This window comes from Eubacterium sp. BIOML-A2 (assembly GCF_009680135.1).
GTDB lineage: Bacteria > Bacillota > Clostridia > Lachnospirales > Lachnospiraceae > Faecalicatena > Faecalicatena contortus_B.
Map to the genome: position 1 here is coordinate 35147 of NZ_WKZK01000005.1, position 16365 is coordinate 51511.

A 16365-nucleotide genomic window follows, 5' to 3' on the forward strand; every position below is an offset into this window, starting at 1 on the left:
ACGGCACGGTCTTAACAGTAACTTTATATTTCCTCAGAAAAGTGTTATAATAACCCCCATGAACCAGGAAAGGAGATCTGTTATTATGAGATCTTATGAAAGACTTTTGAAATATGTTGTCATCCGCACCCCGAGCGATGAGAACAGCAAAACCGTGCCGTCCAGTGAATGCCAGTTCAATCTGGCCCGCCTGCTGGTACAGGAGCTGAAAGACTTGGGGGTGTCTGATGCAAAGGTGGATGAACATGGTTATGTCTATGCGCATCTCTCCGCCTCACCGGGCTATGAAGATAAAACAAAGATCGGTTTTATCGCGCATATGGATACCGTTTCCGATTTCTGTGACCACGATATCATTCCCATCGTTACTGAAAATTACGATGGAAAAGACTTTGTTCTGGGGACAAGCGGCAGAACAATCAGTACAGATACGTTCCGCTATCTGCCGGACCTTAAGGGCCGTACTCTGATTACCAGTGACGGGACAACCATACTTGGTGCGGACGATAAAGCCGGAATTGCAGAAATTATGACAGTAGCCGAACGTTTGAATACAGAGGGGATTCCCCACGGTCCGCTCTCCATTGCCTTTACCCCCGATGAAGAGATCGGAGCCGGCGCCTCCCTCTTTAATGTAGAGGAATTCGGTGCGGATTATGCCTATACGCTGGACGGAGATACAGAAGGCGAGATACAGTTCGAGAATTTCAACGCATGTAAAGCTGATTTTATGATAGAAGGAGTGAATGTCCACCCGGGTTCCAGCAAGGATACCATGGTCAATGCAAGCCTGGTTGCCATGGAGATCAACTCCATGCTTCCATCCGGAGATACGCCCCGGGATACGGAAGATTACGAAGGCTTCTTTCATCTGGTAAGCATGTCCGGCGAGGTAGGGCATGCCAGACTCCAATATATTGTACGCGACCACGATGCAGCCTCCTTTGAGGTGCGTCAGCAGACACTGCGCCATATCGAAAAGCTGATGAATGAGAAGTGGGGCCCCAATACGGTCAGACTGACAATCACCCAGCAGTACCGCAATATGGCCGAGATTATAGACGGCTGCAGGCACCTCATAGACCATGCCAAAAAAGCCTGCGAAAATGCAGGTGTCACACCCTTGATTCTTCCAATCCGGGGCGGTACAGACGGCGCCCAGCTCAGCTTTAAGGGACTGCCCTGCCCGAACCTGGGAACAGGCGGACATGGATACCACGGCCCTTATGAGCATATTACTGCAGAGGGAATGGATCTGGCGGCAGATATCGTCCTTGAGCTCATCAAGATATATGCGGACATTTAATCTGTTAGACCAGTGATGCCATGTATTATAATACAATCTACCTGAAAAGAAGAGAAATAAAAAAGGGCCGGAAAGAGTAAATTAATTACTCTTCCTTAAACCCTTCCCCGACAACTTCATTCGACTCCATTATGACCGTAAATGCAGTGGGATCCACCTCTCTGATCATTTTCCGGATCGCGTACATCTGCTTATTATTGCAGGCACACATCACGACTTCTTTCTCAATACCCGAATAGCTCCCTCTTCCCTTCAGCAGTGTAGAACCTCTTCCCGAGTAATGGTCAATCTTATCCGCAACTTCCTGCCCCTTCTCCGTCACAATCAGTGTCATCTTGCCGGCATCAATACCGTACATAAACTTATCAATAACAAATGTCAGCAGATAAGTGATAATAAATCCATAAATCGTCCCGTCTATATCCTTAAAAATATACCCGCCGACTGCCACAATGATCGCATCCGTAATAAATACAATTCTCCCCAGAGTCAGATGCGGCCGTTTCACTTTGATCGAGACCGTGATAAAATCCATCCCCCCTGTCGAAGAGTTGTTCATAAATATCATTGCATAACCAAGTCCGGAAAAGATCCCCGTACAGATTGCCGCCAGCATCCGGTCCCCTGAATATGCCGGGAAAAGCGGAGCTACATAGTCAATAATCAGGGAAGTAATAATAACCGTTCTCACGGAGCGCACAAAGAACCCCTTTCCCAGGGTTCGGTAGCACCCGATGGCGATCGGCACATTCAGCAGCATAGTCACCCACCCGATCGGCATTCCGAATAAATGATAAAAAATCAGAGCAATACCTGAAATACCTGCCAACGGGAAAGCGGCATTTGCTGCAAAGTTATAAATTCCCAGCCCAATCAATATGCCGCCTACAACATCAATCATAATATCGTAAGCCAACTTTTTTAAATTCATTTTTTTCATAAGCTTCACCTCATTCTCTATAGCATTCCCAAATAAGCACAAAAAAGAACACCTACAAATTATAAAATATAATTCGCGTGTGCTCTTCTCTGTTTTTAGTCTAATCCATCTTCAGCAATTTGTCAACACCACGGCCATCTTATCAGACATGTTATCTATCGTCGCACACAATCCACAATTTTCCTGCATGCGCTTCTGCATTTACATCCAAAGCCCTGCTTCAGTACTCTTAAGATCCCCCACATGCCGGATTCAACATCCCATTTTAGGCTTCCTGAACGATAAAGATAATCGCCCGGACAGCACGGAGGATCTATCAGCTCCATATTAAAAGTATTCCCAATGCCGACTGCCCCCTGCACAGGGATAATCCTGGAATAGGGGCCAGCCGGCTGCTCTTTCCATTTACACCCGTGAATAACAAAGCTTGTATTTCGCGGCTTATCTGCCGGCATCATGGTTCTGAAAACAACCCGATCTCCGGGATAGGCGGTAAAAACAGGGGTTGCCGGATCACCATGTATCACACTACTGAATATCTTTGAAATTCTCCAATCTTTTTTCAGCCGGTTTGCGAACCTCTCGGAGCGGTAATTAAAGCCCTTCTCTCCCGTGTCCTCCGCATCCGGAGGTTCACCATTGTCTCCCACTATGGTCTGTACCAGAGTCCCCGTTTTATCCAGCATACGGATTCCGCTCTGAATCATAACCACACATTCCCTGAATGGATCCGTTCCAGGTGCGGTAATAACTGCCTCTTCTTCATGCAGTGCATGAATCACAGAATCCTTCCTATACCATTTTGCACCTGGCGGTTCGATGATAACAGCGCCAAACAGCCCATGGTATCTGTGGTTTCTCAAATCTCCAAATGATTGGATGATACAGGAGCCGTATTCCTTATTTGCAAACCATAAATATTTTTTGCTCTCGCCCGGCCCGAAGCTCTGCGTTCAGGAAAAACCGTTCTATCAGCGTCTCATATTATCTTGCCCCTGCGATATTATTCCAGCCATTTGCCGCACCATCTGAAACAATGGTGTCAACTTTAACCAAATGGATATGAAATCCCACAATATCTGTTAGCCAAGCGTGAAGCATTCCTGAGGGCTTAATGATACAGAATCCAAAGTCGTAGAGCTCGGATTATCCCCCTCCAGCTTCCACTGATGGTTGTGCAGATGGAATACATGTGTCTCCTTGACACCGCCGTGAATTAAACGTATTTTAGACGGATCACCTACATAAGCCCTTAATATAGGCGGTGCAGGATCTCCATACAACCAGGAACTCATCGAGATGTCCTCTCCCGTATCTCCGTGCCCACCTGTAAGAGGAAGACGGTTTCTCATAGGTTCGGATCGGTAGCTGATCGCCGTTGTGCTTGACGGCAGGCCGGTGTGCGGGTCAACAGGCGGATTTCCGTCTTTGTTTTTAATCTCCAGTTCATCGTGGAAAAAGATCGCATATTCCCGGAATGAAGGGTGTACAGGATGGTAAATATCGGCGAACAGCCCGCTTTGCAATTCGTCCCCGGTCTCAGGATCCAGCCATACGGATTCCGGTGCCTCTACTATAATGGCCCCAAATAACCCATGTATATTGGTCCCTTTTTCTCCACTTCTGGTATCCCCCATATCCCGAAAAGAAAAAACTCCCTCCCTTGTTGCGTACCATGTATATTCAATCCGTCTCACCGTAGTGGAGTCCTTGTTAAATCCCACACTGGTCCCGTCAGATGTCTGTATATCATAGGCAAGCCCCTGCACATGGATGGACAAAGAGCGGTTAATCGCGTGCGTAAAAATAATTGTGACCACATCGCCGACATTTGCCCGTATAACTAAGGGTTTCACTTCTTCAAAGGGCTGAGGCGGAACTAATGAAAAATTGCGCATCGCCCCTTCCCGGATTCTCTCTGCATCTTTTTTTAATACATATAACAGCCCATCTGGATCATAATCGCCATATTTGTTGTAAACAATAGGCAGTTGAATTGCCTCTATTTCATAAAAACGATGTTTCTGTTTATCTGGATAACAGCATAGTTCCATAATATTCCCTCCTAATGATCACAGCCTGATTCCAAAAGCCGGATATAATGATTTGCTTCACGCAGTACATGGTCTGCAAGAAGAGGAAGTATTATGGATACGATTTTGCAATCCAGAATCCCCTCTGTCCCAGCTGCTTTAAATTCACGGTATTTCAATGTCTCGCTTAATGATGCTTTGGCCAGACCATTCGCCGCCCGGCAATCCTGCTGTCTTGCCCTTTCCAAAAGCTCTTTATATTCCATCGCAAACTTATCTGCTGTTACAATTAATTCTGCTTCCGAAGGATCCAGCAATCCCCGGATAAATAAAGCGTGCTCCATCATGATCCTGTTCCAGAATTCTTCTGTCTTTTTCAAATTTTTATAGGAAAGCTGCCTGTCATTCAATAATTCCACCACTGTAGCCCGGTATAGTTTAGCTTCCCTGAGAATATGCTCGATCAGCAGGGGGTAATTTGCATTGAACAATGCCCCCCTGCTGACTTCGTCCAATATATTTTCTTTAAATGCAATCAGTCCGTCTAAAAGCTGCAGTGCTCTGTTATTGATAGCATGGACCGCCTTGGTGGCATCCCTGCCCTCATGCAGATTAAAACCCGGGCGGATATTAAATTCCTGCAAGGTAATCCTACTGTCAATAGATATCCCGCTAAGGTATTCCGTCTGCCTCTCGGCCGGTACTGTAAATTCTGTCGCCAGCTCACCGGACTTCAAAATTATTCTATTGACCCGATTACTGCTAATACGCACTGTATCTCTTAACAAGTTCTCAAACTGCTGTCTGAACCAGTCTGCTCTCTGAATCCATGTTTTATCCACGCACGGGAAACCCGCTTCAAGGAATAGGCTGTGTTCCTTCATAATTCTAGAAAAAAATAAATGTGTCTCTATAGATAATACTGCATAATTTTCCATACTCTGTCATACCTTTTTATATTAGGGGTTACCCTAATATATGCGGCAGTAAAGTATATCGTGTTTTAATCTCCCCTAAATAGCTGCTGTCATACATAGAATTATCTTTCCAAAATTCATTCTCCGCAAACGCCAAAAGAGTCCTGCATTTCTGCAAGACTCTTTTTCAAACAGCTTTTTCCCTAAAGACGCTCACTGTTTCCCGTCATGAATTTATACTCAGCAACCGATCTGTCGAACCCTTTGATATGCCTGTAGAGCCACTCAATCACATTCTTATTCACCTGCTCCACAAAAGCATTGGAAGGCCCTTCTTCTTCCTCCAGCATCTCGTAAAGTTCTTTTACAACTGTTCTGAGCTTCTCATGCTCCTTCTTATGTTCTTCAATTCCCGGATACTCAATCTCTTCCTGGAGCTTCTCCTCCGCTGAAAAGTGGAAATCGGTGTAGTCTGCAAGGTAATCCAGCGTCTTAATTGCCACCAGCTTATCCTTTCCGCTCTCACAGCTTTCCAGAAGCTTATTGATCTTATCAATCAGTTCTTTGTGCTGTGAATCAATCATATCATTTCCTGTTACTAAGCTGTCATCAAATTCTGCTCTCATCTTGTTTTCCTCCTAAATCTCACCATTTTTAAACTTCATGATCATTTCGTTTGTCAGGCTGTCTCTCTGGGGGCCCGCAGGAATCTCCTCCCGCTCAAACCATTCTGCCAGGGCCAGTTCTTCCTCATCCAGCGTAATGGAATCGTCTCCGTCCAGATCACAGTAAAAACCCATCAGCACAGTGTCACTGAACGACCATGGCTGGCTCTTATAGTACCTGACATTCTTTACCTTCAGCCCCACCTCTTCCATGACTTCTCTTTTCACGGTTTCCTCCACGGTCTCCCCGATTTCCACAAAGCCTGCAAGAAGTGCGTATTTTTTATATGCCCTTCCGGCATATTTGGACATCAGCAGCCGGTTGCCGTCGGTCACGCCGATAATCGTCGCCGGGCATATCTTGGGATACTCCATATTATGGCACTCTTCACAATAGAGCATCCGCTCTTTCTTATCTTTTTTCATCGACGAACCACAGTGCCCGCAATACCTGTGATTCTTGTACCAGCTATACAGCTGATATCCGGTTATCCCCGCAAATGCGCGGTATTGAGGATCTGCCCTGCGGAAAATCTCCGTATTCTCCATGGTAAATGCTGAAAGCCGTTCTCTGTTGATCTCCTCTACCAGATAGTAGCGTTCTTCATCTATGGAAAATAAATATGTATACTCTTCGTATATCTCCTCATTAAGCCGCTCCAGATCTGCAAATCTCGGGAATTCAATTCCCTCCGCCGTATTCTTTATCAATGCGGTATGTTCCTCATAATATAAGGCAATACTGTCCCTGTCCGGGGGAACCGGGTTGTACCCGTTATCGTATTGGTGTGGTGCAATATCCTGTATCATTTGTCTTACCTGCTTTCCCAGTTATCGTATTTATAATAGCACATTTTCCCATTGCTGCACCCCGGATATTGACTTCTCCCAAAAACTGTTAAATAATAGTGTTACGATCCGTGCTCTGCGGTACATTCGCCGTACGAACCTGTTTCTTTTCTGTAACAAAAGGAATTTCAGAGTTTAAATACAGACCATCCGCAAAAAGAAAGGAGCTTACTATGAAAATTGTATTTCTGGATGCAAAAACAATCGGGGAGGATATTGACCTCTCACGTTTTGACCAGTTAGGTGAAGTTGTCAAGTACCCCTTTTCCACCTCCGCAGAAGTACCGGAACGTGTGAAGGATGCAGACGTCCTCATTATAAACAAAATCACCATCAACAAACAGACTATCCACACCGCAGAACACCTGAAGCTTATCTGTGTGACGGCCACGGGGACGGACGTTCTGGATAAAAAATATCTCGAAAAGAGAGGCATTGCCTGGCGCAACGTTGCAGACTATTCTACGGAATCCGTCGCCCAGCATACCTTTGCCATGCTCTTCTATCTGCTGGAAAAACTGAGTTACTATGACAATTATGTAAAAAGCGGCCGCTATGTGAATGACACCTCATTCTCTCATTTTGCAGAGGCTTTCCATGAACTTCAGGGAATGACCTGGGGTATCATCGGGCTGGGCAATATCGGCCGCAGGGTGGCATCCATTGCGGAGGCTTTCGGCGCCCATGTCATCTATTGTTCCCCGTCCGGCGCGCAGCCGCAGCCCGGTTATTCGCAGGTGGACTTTGAGACACTCCTCGCGTCCTCGGATATCGTCTCCGTACATGCCCCTCTGAACCAGTATACCGAAAGGCTGATGGACGAGGCCGCTTTCCGTAAAATGCGGTCCCATGCGATTTTCCTGAACCTCGGCCGTGGCCAGATTGTGGAGGAATATGCGCTTGCCGCCGCACTAAACCAGAACCAGATCGCTGCCGCCGGCCTGGATGTCCTGGCCAGAGAGCCCATGTCCGAAGACAGTCCTCTGCGTTCCATCCAGGACAGCCGGCGGCTGCTCATCACGCCCCACATTGGCTGGGCGAGCGTGGAATCCCGTACCCGCCTTATGGAAATCATTGCCGGACAGATCAGTTCCTTCTTTTCTTAAAATGAAACACCGAAGACAGCATCATAAGCACGGCCCCCGTAGCCAGGAAAAAGTCACCGAGATTATACGTAATCCTGGTGATTTTTTTCCATTTTGTTTTAAAGCCAACGTAATCAATCACATAGCCGCGTATCCATCTGTCAAAGGTATTGCTCCACGCTCCGGCTGTCATCAGGGACAGACCCGCTTTTTTCAGGTAATGTCTCTTTCTGACCAGTGTAATGCACTGATAGATCGTAAGCAGCATCGTCACGATGGCAGAGGATACCTTCACAAAGTCCTGATGGTCTTCGAACAGGTTCAGGCACATCCCTTTATTATATACCTTCCGGATCAGAATCCTGCCCTTACATGCGGTGCGCTCTTCGCCCTTATTCATATATCCTTCCACATAAGACTTTATCGCAATATCAATCAGCGCAAGGCTCAGCGTCAGACTCATTAAAACCAAAATAATCATGGGGCTCCCCCCTACTCTTCAGTCATGGATTTTATTTTTTCTTCCGCTTCCTTTGCCTTTTCCTTGACGGCCTCGGCCGCATCCTCTGCCTTTTCCTTTAAAGTACCGGCAGCCTCAGCGGTCTTCTCCTTCACTGCATCAGCAGCCTGCGCGGTTCTTTCTTTTACGGTATCCGCCGCATTCTCCGTCTTTTCTTTTATCGTGTCTGCTGCATTTACTGTCTTTTCTTTTATCGTATCTGCTGCATCCTCTGTCTTTTCTTTCGCAGTATCTGCCGCTTTTTCCGTCTTATCTCTCACATTTTCAGCTGTAGTACCTGCTTTTTCTTTTATGGACTCCACAGTGCTCTCTGCCTTTTCCTTCACGGTTTCAGCGGCGGCTTCTGCTTTTTCTTTCACTTTCCCGGCCATATCCACGACTTTTTCCTTCACAGCGTCTGCATAGTCCCCCTCCTTAGCCGGAGCCTGCTCCGGAACTTTTGATCCGCAGTGTGGACAGAACGCCATATCCTTTGCCACTGACTTACCGCATCCTCCGCAGGTAACATCACCTTTCACATCCGAAATCTGCTGCTCATACTTACCGATGCTTTCCTCTCTGTTCTGAATCGCATCACAGATACCGATGGCCTCTGAATCCACTACCTCGCCGTCTTTATAATGGTTATAAACCATCTTCCCAAGTTCAGCATAATCTCTCTCATTGCCACGTTCCAGCGCCCTGATCTGATTGCGCAGCCTCTGGACCTCTACTGCCTCCCCCGCTTTATTTGTCACTGTTTCCGCTGTTTCACCGATTTTTCTGCCCAAGTCCTCAAAAAATGATTTCATATCTGTATATCTCCCTTCGTATTTAAATCCTGTCACATACGGATTCATATTTATATACATTATACCCCATAATATGCCAACTTCAACCGATTTCCTTTTATTTAATATTATTTTAAGCACTGATCCTGATTATAGCATCCCTATAAGATCCCCGCATATTCTGCTATCGGATGTTCATATACATATTAAAAAACAGAATGGATATTTGAAATGGATCCTAATATATGCAGAGAACGCATTTTGTCTGAAGATTACCGTGATTTTGTCATATTCGATGCAATTCCTCAGCCTCTGGCAAACGTCCCGCGGGACCAGTTATGCGAGCAGGAAGCCGATTTTGGGTACCGGTGTATTTATGCCTCCGCTATACAGGCTGATCCGGTCAACCTGGGAAGATATACATATCTATCCATCCCCAAATGCTATTCCCTTTTGAGTATGGAGGCGCTGAATCAGTCCGGTATTCTGGCAATTCAGAATTATCCCACCCTGCAGCTGAAAGGGAACAATGTCATGATCGGATTCATAGATACGGGAATTGATTACGCAAATTCCATTTTCCGCGGCCTGGACGGCTCAACCAGGGTTGCCGGGATCTGGGACCAGACAGTGCAGTCCGGCGCGCCGCCGGAGAACTTTTCCTACGGAACCGAATACACAAGAGAAATGATCAATGAGGCGCTACAGTCCGACGATCCCCAGTCAGTAGTGCCGTCGGTGGATGAGACAGGACACGGCACCTTCATCGCCAGTATTTCAGCAGGCAGTGGAAACCCTGAGGAGCAATTTATTGGAGCCGCACCGGAATGCACAATCGGCGTTGTCAAATTGAAGCAGGCCAAACAATACTTACGGGATTATTATTTTATTCCTTCTACCGTTCCTTGTTACCAGGATACCGATATCCTGCTTGGCCTGCGTTACTTAAGCGAACTGGCTTCAGCCCAAAACATGCCGCTTGTGCTGTGCATTGCACTGGGCACCAGCCTGGGCGGGCATATCAGCCTGACACCGCTTTCTCAGGTTCTGGAGGGATACAGTATTCTTAACAGCCGCATTCCCGTCGTCGGCGGGGGAAATGAGGCCGACCAGAGGCACCATTATTCTTACGAAATACACAATGGGGGGTCTGCTAATTCGGTGGAGATACGGGTTGGAGAAAATGTCCCCGGCTTTGTAATGGAATTATGGGCAGATACTCCCAATGTACTGTCCATCACCCTGACCTCCCCCTCTGGAGAAACAACCACGCCGGTCATCATGGAAACCAACGCCAGCTCCGAGTATAATTTCATATTTGAAAGGACGCAGGTCACTGTCAGTTACCGTCTCGTCGTAGAAAGAAGCACGTCTGAACTGGCTTTTTTCAGCTTCAAGTCGCCTGTTCCCGGCATATGGAAGGTAAACGTTACCCCTGTGCAGACCATAGACGGACGGTTCCATATCTGGCTGCCTGTGAAAGAATTTATAGGAGGCGAGGTCTATTTCTTAAACGCAGATCCGTACTATACGCTGACGAATCCCGGCAACACGATCAGCACAATTGTTGTCTCCTATTATGATGGATCCAACAACAGTATCGCACTGAGTTCCGGCAGAGGATACACAAGATACGAACAGATCAACCCGGATCTCACAGCTCCGGGCATCAACATAAAAGGGGCGCTTCCCGGAGGCCGCTATGCCGTCCGCTCTGGTTCAAGCATATCTTTAGCCATTTCTGCAGGCGCCATCGCACTGCTTGTGGAATGGGTTATTTACCAGCTGGGCAGCCCGCGGATTGATTCTTACCAGATTAAGAGCATTCTGCTTATCGGAGCCGTGCGCCCGCCAAATATGACGTTTCCAAACAGGGAATGGGGATACGGGCAGCTGAACCTGTTTAATACATTTGAAGCGATACGCAGATTCAGAAATCTGCCTTAAAACCGGCAGTCTATCTGCCGATTTACAGTCTCCTTAAAAACAGAAAGGACGCTTAATCAGCGTCCTTCTCCACGTATCTCATCAACATTTTCATAATAGCTTGTAACCATCTCATTTTCAGGAACCGAAGGCTCCTGAGCCGCTGCCGCACCCGGCCTGAATACAATCTTCAGCAGTACGGGAGTAATGATCGTCGTAACCACCACAACGATGATCACCGGTCCGAGAAATGCCGAACCAAGCAGCCCCAGGCCAGCGCCCTTACTCGCCACTATCAGTGCAACCTCACCCCTGGATACCATACCCACACCAATCCGCCTGGCCTGGTAATTCTGATATCCGCACAGCTTTGCGCCCAAACCGCACCCCACTACTTTCGTGAGAATTGCCACAATTGTCAAAACAACTGCAAATCCTACAATCGCAGCCGACATATCCGGCAGTACAACTTTTAGTCCAATGCTGGCAAAAAATACCGGTGACAGCAGCAGGTAGGAAATCGTATCAAACTTACTTTCCAGATATGTAGAACGCCTTACATTCGAAATAATCAGGCCTGCAATAAACGCACCCGTGATATCTGCAACCCCGAATACCACTTCCGCAATATAAGACATCAGCAGGCAGAACACAAATGCTATGATTGTATGTCGGTGCAATTCCTTCCTGGCCTTGTCCACCCAGTTTTTATACAGGCGGTAAAAGAGGAAGCCAACCACACCAGCAAAGACAAAGAAACCAAGAATTTTCAGCATAACCGTACCGATCTTTACGGAAGAGTCTGCCAGGCTTGTCACAATAGTCAGCGCAACAATACCAAGAATATCATCTATAATAGCCGCCCCTAAAATTGCGTTGCCAGAGCGGGTTTTCAGTTTTCCCAACTCCTTCAGCGTCTCGACAGTAATACTTACTGAAGTAGCGGTCAATATTACCCCAATAAAAATGTTCTGCAAAAGAACACTCGTGTTAACATCCGAAGCAATCATCCCCGGCCTGTTAAAAATATAAGCCGCGCCGAATCCCCCCAGAAGCGGAACAATAACCCCGCACAGTGCAATCACCAGAGACGCTTTCCCGCTCGCCCTCAATTCCTTAATGTCTGTCTCCATACCGGCGCAGAACATCAGTACAATGACTCCAATCTCAGCCAAAGCCTGAATAAAAGAAGTCTCCTCAAGAATCCCGATTCCTGCCGGCCCAAGCAAAAGCCCGGCCAGAAGCGCCCCCACCACCTGTGGCATCTGGACCTTCTTGGTCAAAAGCCCGAGAACCTTCGTGAATAACAGAATAATAGCCAAATCTAGTAAAAACCTGTAGCCGCTCATATTTTTCTCCTCACATTTCTCACACTAAATTATCCCGAACAGATAAAAGAATACACCCTTCTCATAAGATTTTCAAGCATTTCCGTTAAATTCGATCAAATTTCACGTCAAAATTGTGCATTCTTTACTTTACATATAAATGTGCCGATGGTTTTGGATGTATGAAATGTCTAGTACATCGAATAATAAGTAGCTTGCTGTTAAGCTGAACGTAGGCGCAGCGGGCAAAGTCTGAGACAACGAAAGCCCCAAATCATCAGATTTGAGGCTGCATGTCGTCGGTTCCATCAGATTTTTCTATTGCATCCTTACAGACAACAGGCCGAACGGCCGGTGCCCATAACCACCTGCAGGCATCCCCGCCGGCGTTGTATACTCCTTCCGGGACAGACAGATGACTCACTAACTCAGCAGCAGTGTCTCCTGTCCCCTGAGCTGTATAATGGGTCCTCCCGTTCCTTCTATGTATTCTCTCGTTATGGTTACCTGTCCGATATTATCATCCTTCGGTATCTCATACATAATATCCAGCATAAACTCTTCTATAATTGCACGCAGGGCCCTTGCACCAGTCTTCTTTTTCATCGCTTTTTCGGCAATCGCTTCCAGTGCCCCTTCGTCGAATTCCAGGTTAACCTCATCCAGTGCCAGCAGCTTTTTGTACTGCTTCAGGATCGCATTCTTTGGTTCCTTCAGTATCTTAACAAGCATCCCCCGATCCAGGCCCTTCAGTGTGAAAATGATAGGCAGTCGCCCGATAAACTCAGGGATCATACCAAATGTCCTCAGATCCTCCATCGTAACCTTGGACAGGATATCCTCATCTTGCTCGTATTTGTCTTTCAGTTCAGCGTTGAATCCCATGGATGTCTTGTGGGACAATCGCTCCTTAATAATATCTTCCAGATCCGGGAACGCCCCTCCGCAGATAAATAAGATATTCTTTGTATTCACGGTCGTAAGCGGAACCATGGCATTCTTGCTGTTTGCCCCCACAGGCACTTCGACCTCACTGCCTTCAAGAAGCTTGAGCAGTCCCTGTTGTACAGACTCGCCGCTCACATCTCTCTGGCTGGAGTTTCTCTTTTTTGCGATCTTATCGATCTCATCGATAAAAATGATCCCCTGCTCCGCCCGCTCCACTTCATTGTCTGCGGCAGCCAGCAGTTTGGATACGACGCTTTCAATATCGTCGCCTATGTAACCTGCCTCTGTCAAAGAGGTGGCATCCGTAATCGCCAGCGGCACATTCAGAAGCTTGGCCAGCGTCTTCACTAGATAGGTCTTACCACTGCCGGTAGGCCCGATCATCAGCATATTGGACTTCTCGATCTCAATCTCGTCCATGCTGTCCGTTGCAACTCTTTTATAATGGTTATAAACAGCCACAGACATTGCTTTCTTCGCATATTCCTGGCCTACCACATACTCGTCCAGCTGCGCTTTGATCTTGTGCGGAGCCGGAATGTCTTTGATATTGATCTTCGGTGCTTCTTTTGGTTTATTCTTTTTCTTTTTCACCTTCTGGTTCTTCGGAATCTTGTCCTCCAGGTCTGACATCTTCATGAACTGTACGCCCGGCACATTCATAAACTTGCTGTAATCAATGGCGCCATTGGTCATTGCGTCAAAGCTCTTCTGCATACAGTCCTGGCATACCGTGATGTGGTTGGGAAGTTCAATCATCTTCCCGGCAACGCTCTCCGGACGATGGCACATCAGGCAGTACTTTTCATACTCATCATCATCCCCGCTGTCCTCTCCCTGGGCAGTCACGGATGTCTCCTTCTTCTCCTCCACAATGGTGCTGTCTTTTCCATCCTCCTTGCGGTCCTCTTCATCTATAATGACAAAATCTTTATCTGACATAGCTCTCCCTTCTTTCACTTACGCATTACTCCCTCGTACAGGGTCTCTGGAGGCTCTGTACCTTCTCACATTCCTTCTAAATGATTATAACGCAGTTCTATGTGATTTACAAATGAACTTTTTCTAAACCAGCCCTTATTATTCGAGCATTTTTAAGAATTCTTCCTCTGATATGATCGGAATTCCCAGCTCCCTTGCTTTTTTGTTTTTGGAGGAGGCAGATTGCACGTCGTTGTTAATCAAATAGTTTGTTTTTGAGGTAACGGATCCGGTTACTTTCCCGCCCCGGGACTCAATCACCTCTTTCACCTCATTCCGGTTGGCAAAATGTTCCACGCTGCCTGTTATTACAAAATTCATATTCTCAAAAACCTGTGCCCCGGCCTGTATTTCTTCCTTTGGAATCTTTACTTCTTTGAGAAGCCTTTCCAAGAGTTCCCTGTGTACAGGATCTGCAAAATAGTCCACGAAAGCCTTTGCTATGACGCCGCCCACTCCTGAAATCTCGCTCAATTCCTCGACCGTAGCCTCTGTCAGCCTTCCGGGATCATAGTCCAGGGCCTTGCAGATCATTTTTGCATTCGCCAGTCCGATATTAGCAATTCCCAGGCTGTATACCAGTCTGGGCAGCGTTGTATTCCTGGAGTTTTCCACACTGTTGATCAGATTGACATAGGATTTTTCACCAAATCCATCCATTGTTTTGATATCTTCTTCGTATCTGTCCAGATGGAAAATGTCTGTATAATCCTTTATGAACCCCCTTGCTATAAACTTTTCCAGCGTTGCCTCTGAGAGTCCTTCCATATTCATGGCATCCCTGCTGACAAAAAGAGCAAAGGATTTGATCTGCTTCGCCTGACAGAGCGGATTTGTGCAGTACAGCGTTTTGGTGTCATTTTCCATAGATATCCTGGTATCATGCCCGCACACGGGACAGGCATCCGGAATGCCCTTTACACCGCTTCGGGTCAGGTTTTCCGCTATCTGCGGGATAATCATGTTGGCTTTATACACCTGGATCCGGTCACCGACGCCCAGTTCCAGGTCTTCCATGATACTGAGATTATGCACGCTGGCACGGCTGACCGTAGTCCCCTCCAGTTCTACGGGCTCAAATATGGCAACCGGATTGATCAATCCTGTCCTGGAAGGGCTCCATTCAATCTCCAGCAGCTTCGTATCACGGATCTCATCCGCCCATTTAAAGGCATAGGAATCTCTTGGGAACTTTGCGGTTGCACCCAGCGACTGCCCATAGGCAATATCATCGTACACAAGCACGAGCCCGTCCGACGGAAAATCATTTTCCGCAATCTGCCGTGCAAACCACTCTACCTGCTCCTCAATCGTCTCCGCTGTAACCAGATGGTGTTCCACCACTTCAAATCCCTGTTTCTCCAGCCAGTCAAACTGTTCAGCCCGGGAGTTATGAAAATCCACTCCTTCCGCGCTCACAAGACTGAATGCAAAAAACCGGACATTGCGCTTCGCCGTAATCTCGTTATTCAGCTGGCGTACAGAGCCGCTGCAGAGATTCCGGGGATTCTTGTACTTTGCATCCACGTCCTCAATCTCTGCATTGATCTTTTCAAAATCCTGATACCCGATCACGGCCTCTCCTCTCAGGATCAGCTCGCCAGCGTAGGGAATGTTTATGGGAAGATTTTTGAATACTTTCGCATTATTAGTGATCACTTCCCCGACTTCCCCATTGCCTCTTGTGACTGCCTTGACCAGCGTTTTATCCCGATAGGTCAGTACGATTGTCAGGCCGTCCAGTTTCCAGGAGATCACCGCCTCCTTCTCTCCGAGAAATGCCTTCAGCTGCTCCACATCTTTCGTCTTATCCAGCGAAAGCATGGGCCGCTCATGCCTCTCCTTCGGAAGCTCGCTGAGCACTTCATACCCTACATTAATGGTAGGACTGGATGCAAGAGTTGTTCCCAATTCCTGTTCCAGTCCCAGAAGTTCATCATACAATTTATCGTATTCGTAATTGCTCATAATCTCCGTGTCTTCCTGCTCATATGCACGGCGCGCACGGTTCAGGAGCTCTACCAGCTCCTGCATTCTTTTCTTCTTGTCTGCCATAAATACTCTCCTGCCTGTTTTTACATTATAATATACTCCCCC

At 47.1% G+C, this 16365-nt stretch carries 14 protein-coding genes; 3 read left to right on the top strand and 11 right to left on the bottom strand.

Annotated elements, in window-relative coordinates; all coding sequences use genetic code 11:
- The first annotated feature begins 85 nt into the window (after positions 1 to 85).
- Complete coding sequence (pepT, locus tag GKG43_RS03035) at positions 86 to 1306, top strand: peptidase T (RefSeq protein WP_055150718.1); 1221 nt, start codon at positions 86 to 88, stop codon at positions 1304 to 1306.
- 85 nt (positions 1307 to 1391) lie between these two features.
- On the opposite strand, the gene GKG43_RS03040 is transcribed toward pepT, so the two are convergent.
- The 6 genes from GKG43_RS03040 to nudC form a co-directional block, all read right to left on the bottom strand.
- Positions 1392 to 2246: a YitT family protein gene (locus tag GKG43_RS03040; RefSeq protein ID WP_055150721.1), complete on the bottom strand. Its 855-nt coding sequence runs from the start codon at positions 2244 to 2246 to the stop codon at positions 1392 to 1394.
- 155 nt (positions 2247 to 2401) lie between these two features.
- Positions 2402 to 3109, bottom strand: a complete 708-nt coding sequence (locus GKG43_RS23225) for a hypothetical protein (protein WP_242857508.1) — start codon at positions 3107 to 3109, stop codon at positions 2402 to 2404.
- Between the two features lie 219 nt (positions 3110 to 3328).
- The gene (locus GKG43_RS23230; protein ID WP_055150727.1) at positions 3329 to 4300 is read right to left on the bottom strand and encodes a multicopper oxidase domain-containing protein; all 972 of its coding nucleotides are present in this window, start codon (positions 4298 to 4300) and stop codon (positions 3329 to 3331) included.
- Positions 4301 to 4311: 11 nt separating this feature from the next.
- Entirely contained in the window at positions 4312 to 5217 is a 906-nt protein-coding gene (locus GKG43_RS03050) for a DUF2935 domain-containing protein (RefSeq protein WP_055150730.1), read from the bottom strand.
- Between the two features lie 182 nt (positions 5218 to 5399).
- Entirely contained in the window at positions 5400 to 5822 is a 423-nt protein-coding gene (locus tag GKG43_RS03055; RefSeq protein ID WP_055150733.1) for a hemerythrin family protein, read from the bottom strand.
- A 12-nt stretch (positions 5823 to 5834) separates the two neighbouring features.
- On the bottom strand, positions 5835 to 6671 hold the full coding sequence (nudC, locus tag GKG43_RS03060) for an NAD(+) diphosphatase (protein ID WP_025655048.1): 837 nt from the start codon (positions 6669 to 6671) through the stop codon (positions 5835 to 5837).
- Between the two features lie 212 nt (positions 6672 to 6883).
- Between nudC and GKG43_RS03065 the strand changes: the two genes are divergently transcribed.
- Positions 6884 to 7816, top strand: coding sequence for a D-2-hydroxyacid dehydrogenase (locus tag GKG43_RS03065; protein WP_055150736.1), 933 nt, complete (start codon positions 6884 to 6886; stop codon positions 7814 to 7816).
- Here the strand turns inward: GKG43_RS03065 and GKG43_RS03070 are convergent.
- Complete coding sequence (locus GKG43_RS03070; protein WP_055150739.1) at positions 7797 to 8276, bottom strand: signal peptidase II; 480 nt, start codon at positions 8274 to 8276, stop codon at positions 7797 to 7799. The two genes, GKG43_RS03065 and GKG43_RS03070, sit on opposite strands and share 20 nt — an antisense overlap.
- An 11-nt stretch (positions 8277 to 8287) precedes the next feature.
- The gene (locus GKG43_RS03075) at positions 8288 to 9106 is read right to left on the bottom strand and encodes a zinc ribbon domain-containing protein (RefSeq protein ID WP_055150904.1); all 819 of its coding nucleotides are present in this window, start codon (positions 9104 to 9106) and stop codon (positions 8288 to 8290) included.
- A gap of 210 nt (positions 9107 to 9316) precedes the next feature.
- Here GKG43_RS03075 and GKG43_RS03080 point away from each other — a divergent pair, with 210 nt between their 5' ends.
- The gene (locus tag GKG43_RS03080) at positions 9317 to 11032 is read left to right on the top strand and encodes a S8 family peptidase (RefSeq protein ID WP_055150741.1); all 1716 of its coding nucleotides are present in this window, start codon (positions 9317 to 9319) and stop codon (positions 11030 to 11032) included.
- A 56-nt stretch (positions 11033 to 11088) separates the two neighbouring features.
- Here the strand turns inward: GKG43_RS03080 and GKG43_RS03085 are convergent, their stop codons facing one another.
- The 3 genes from GKG43_RS03085 to ligA form a co-directional block, all read right to left on the bottom strand.
- Positions 11089 to 12360, bottom strand: a complete 1272-nt coding sequence (locus GKG43_RS03085) for a cation:proton antiporter (protein ID WP_055150744.1) — start codon at positions 12358 to 12360, stop codon at positions 11089 to 11091.
- A 402-nt stretch (positions 12361 to 12762) separates the two neighbouring features.
- A complete protein-coding gene (clpX, locus tag GKG43_RS03090; RefSeq protein ID WP_055150747.1) occupies positions 12763 to 14229 on the bottom strand; it encodes an ATP-dependent Clp protease ATP-binding subunit ClpX in 1467 nt (488 codons plus the stop codon).
- Positions 14230 to 14367: 138 nt separating this feature from the next.
- Complete coding sequence (gene ligA / locus GKG43_RS03095; RefSeq protein ID WP_055150750.1) at positions 14368 to 16323, bottom strand: NAD-dependent DNA ligase LigA; 1956 nt, start codon at positions 16321 to 16323, stop codon at positions 14368 to 14370.
- Positions 16324 to 16365: the final 42 nt, after the last annotated feature.

Excerpts from the sequence above, each read along its gene's own strand:
- pepT (WP_055150718.1), top strand. The coding sequence starts at position 86 with ATGAGATCTTATGAAAGACTTTTGAAATATGTTGTCATCCGCACCCCG.
- GKG43_RS03040 (WP_055150721.1), bottom strand. The coding sequence starts at position 2,246 with ATGAAAAAAATGAATTTAAAAAAGTTGGCTTACGATATTATGATTGAT.
- GKG43_RS23230 (WP_055150727.1), bottom strand. The coding sequence starts at position 4,300 with ATGGAACTATGCTGTTATCCAGATAAACAGAAACATCGTTTTTATGAA.
- GKG43_RS03050 (WP_055150730.1), bottom strand. The coding sequence starts at position 5,217 with ATGGAAAATTATGCAGTATTATCTATAGAGACACATTTATTTTTTTCT.
- GKG43_RS03055 (WP_055150733.1), bottom strand. The coding sequence starts at position 5,822 with ATGAGAGCAGAATTTGATGACAGCTTAGTAACAGGAAATGATATGATT.
- nudC (WP_025655048.1), bottom strand. The coding sequence starts at position 6,671 with ATGATACAGGATATTGCACCACACCAATACGATAACGGGTACAACCCG.
- GKG43_RS03065 (WP_055150736.1), top strand. The coding sequence starts at position 6,884 with ATGAAAATTGTATTTCTGGATGCAAAAACAATCGGGGAGGATATTGAC.
- GKG43_RS03070 (WP_055150739.1), bottom strand. The coding sequence starts at position 8,276 with ATGATTATTTTGGTTTTAATGAGTCTGACGCTGAGCCTTGCGCTGATT.
- GKG43_RS03075 (WP_055150904.1), bottom strand. The coding sequence starts at position 9,106 with ATGAAATCATTTTTTGAGGACTTGGGCAGAAAAATCGGTGAAACAGCG.
- GKG43_RS03080 (WP_055150741.1), top strand. The coding sequence starts at position 9,317 with ATGGATCCTAATATATGCAGAGAACGCATTTTGTCTGAAGATTACCGT.
- GKG43_RS03085 (WP_055150744.1), bottom strand. The coding sequence starts at position 12,360 with ATGAGCGGCTACAGGTTTTTACTAGATTTGGCTATTATTCTGTTATTC.
- clpX (WP_055150747.1), bottom strand. The coding sequence starts at position 14,229 with ATGTCAGATAAAGATTTTGTCATTATAGATGAAGAGGACCGCAAGGAG.
- ligA (WP_055150750.1), bottom strand. The coding sequence starts at position 16,323 with ATGGCAGACAAGAAGAAAAGAATGCAGGAGCTGGTAGAGCTCCTGAAC.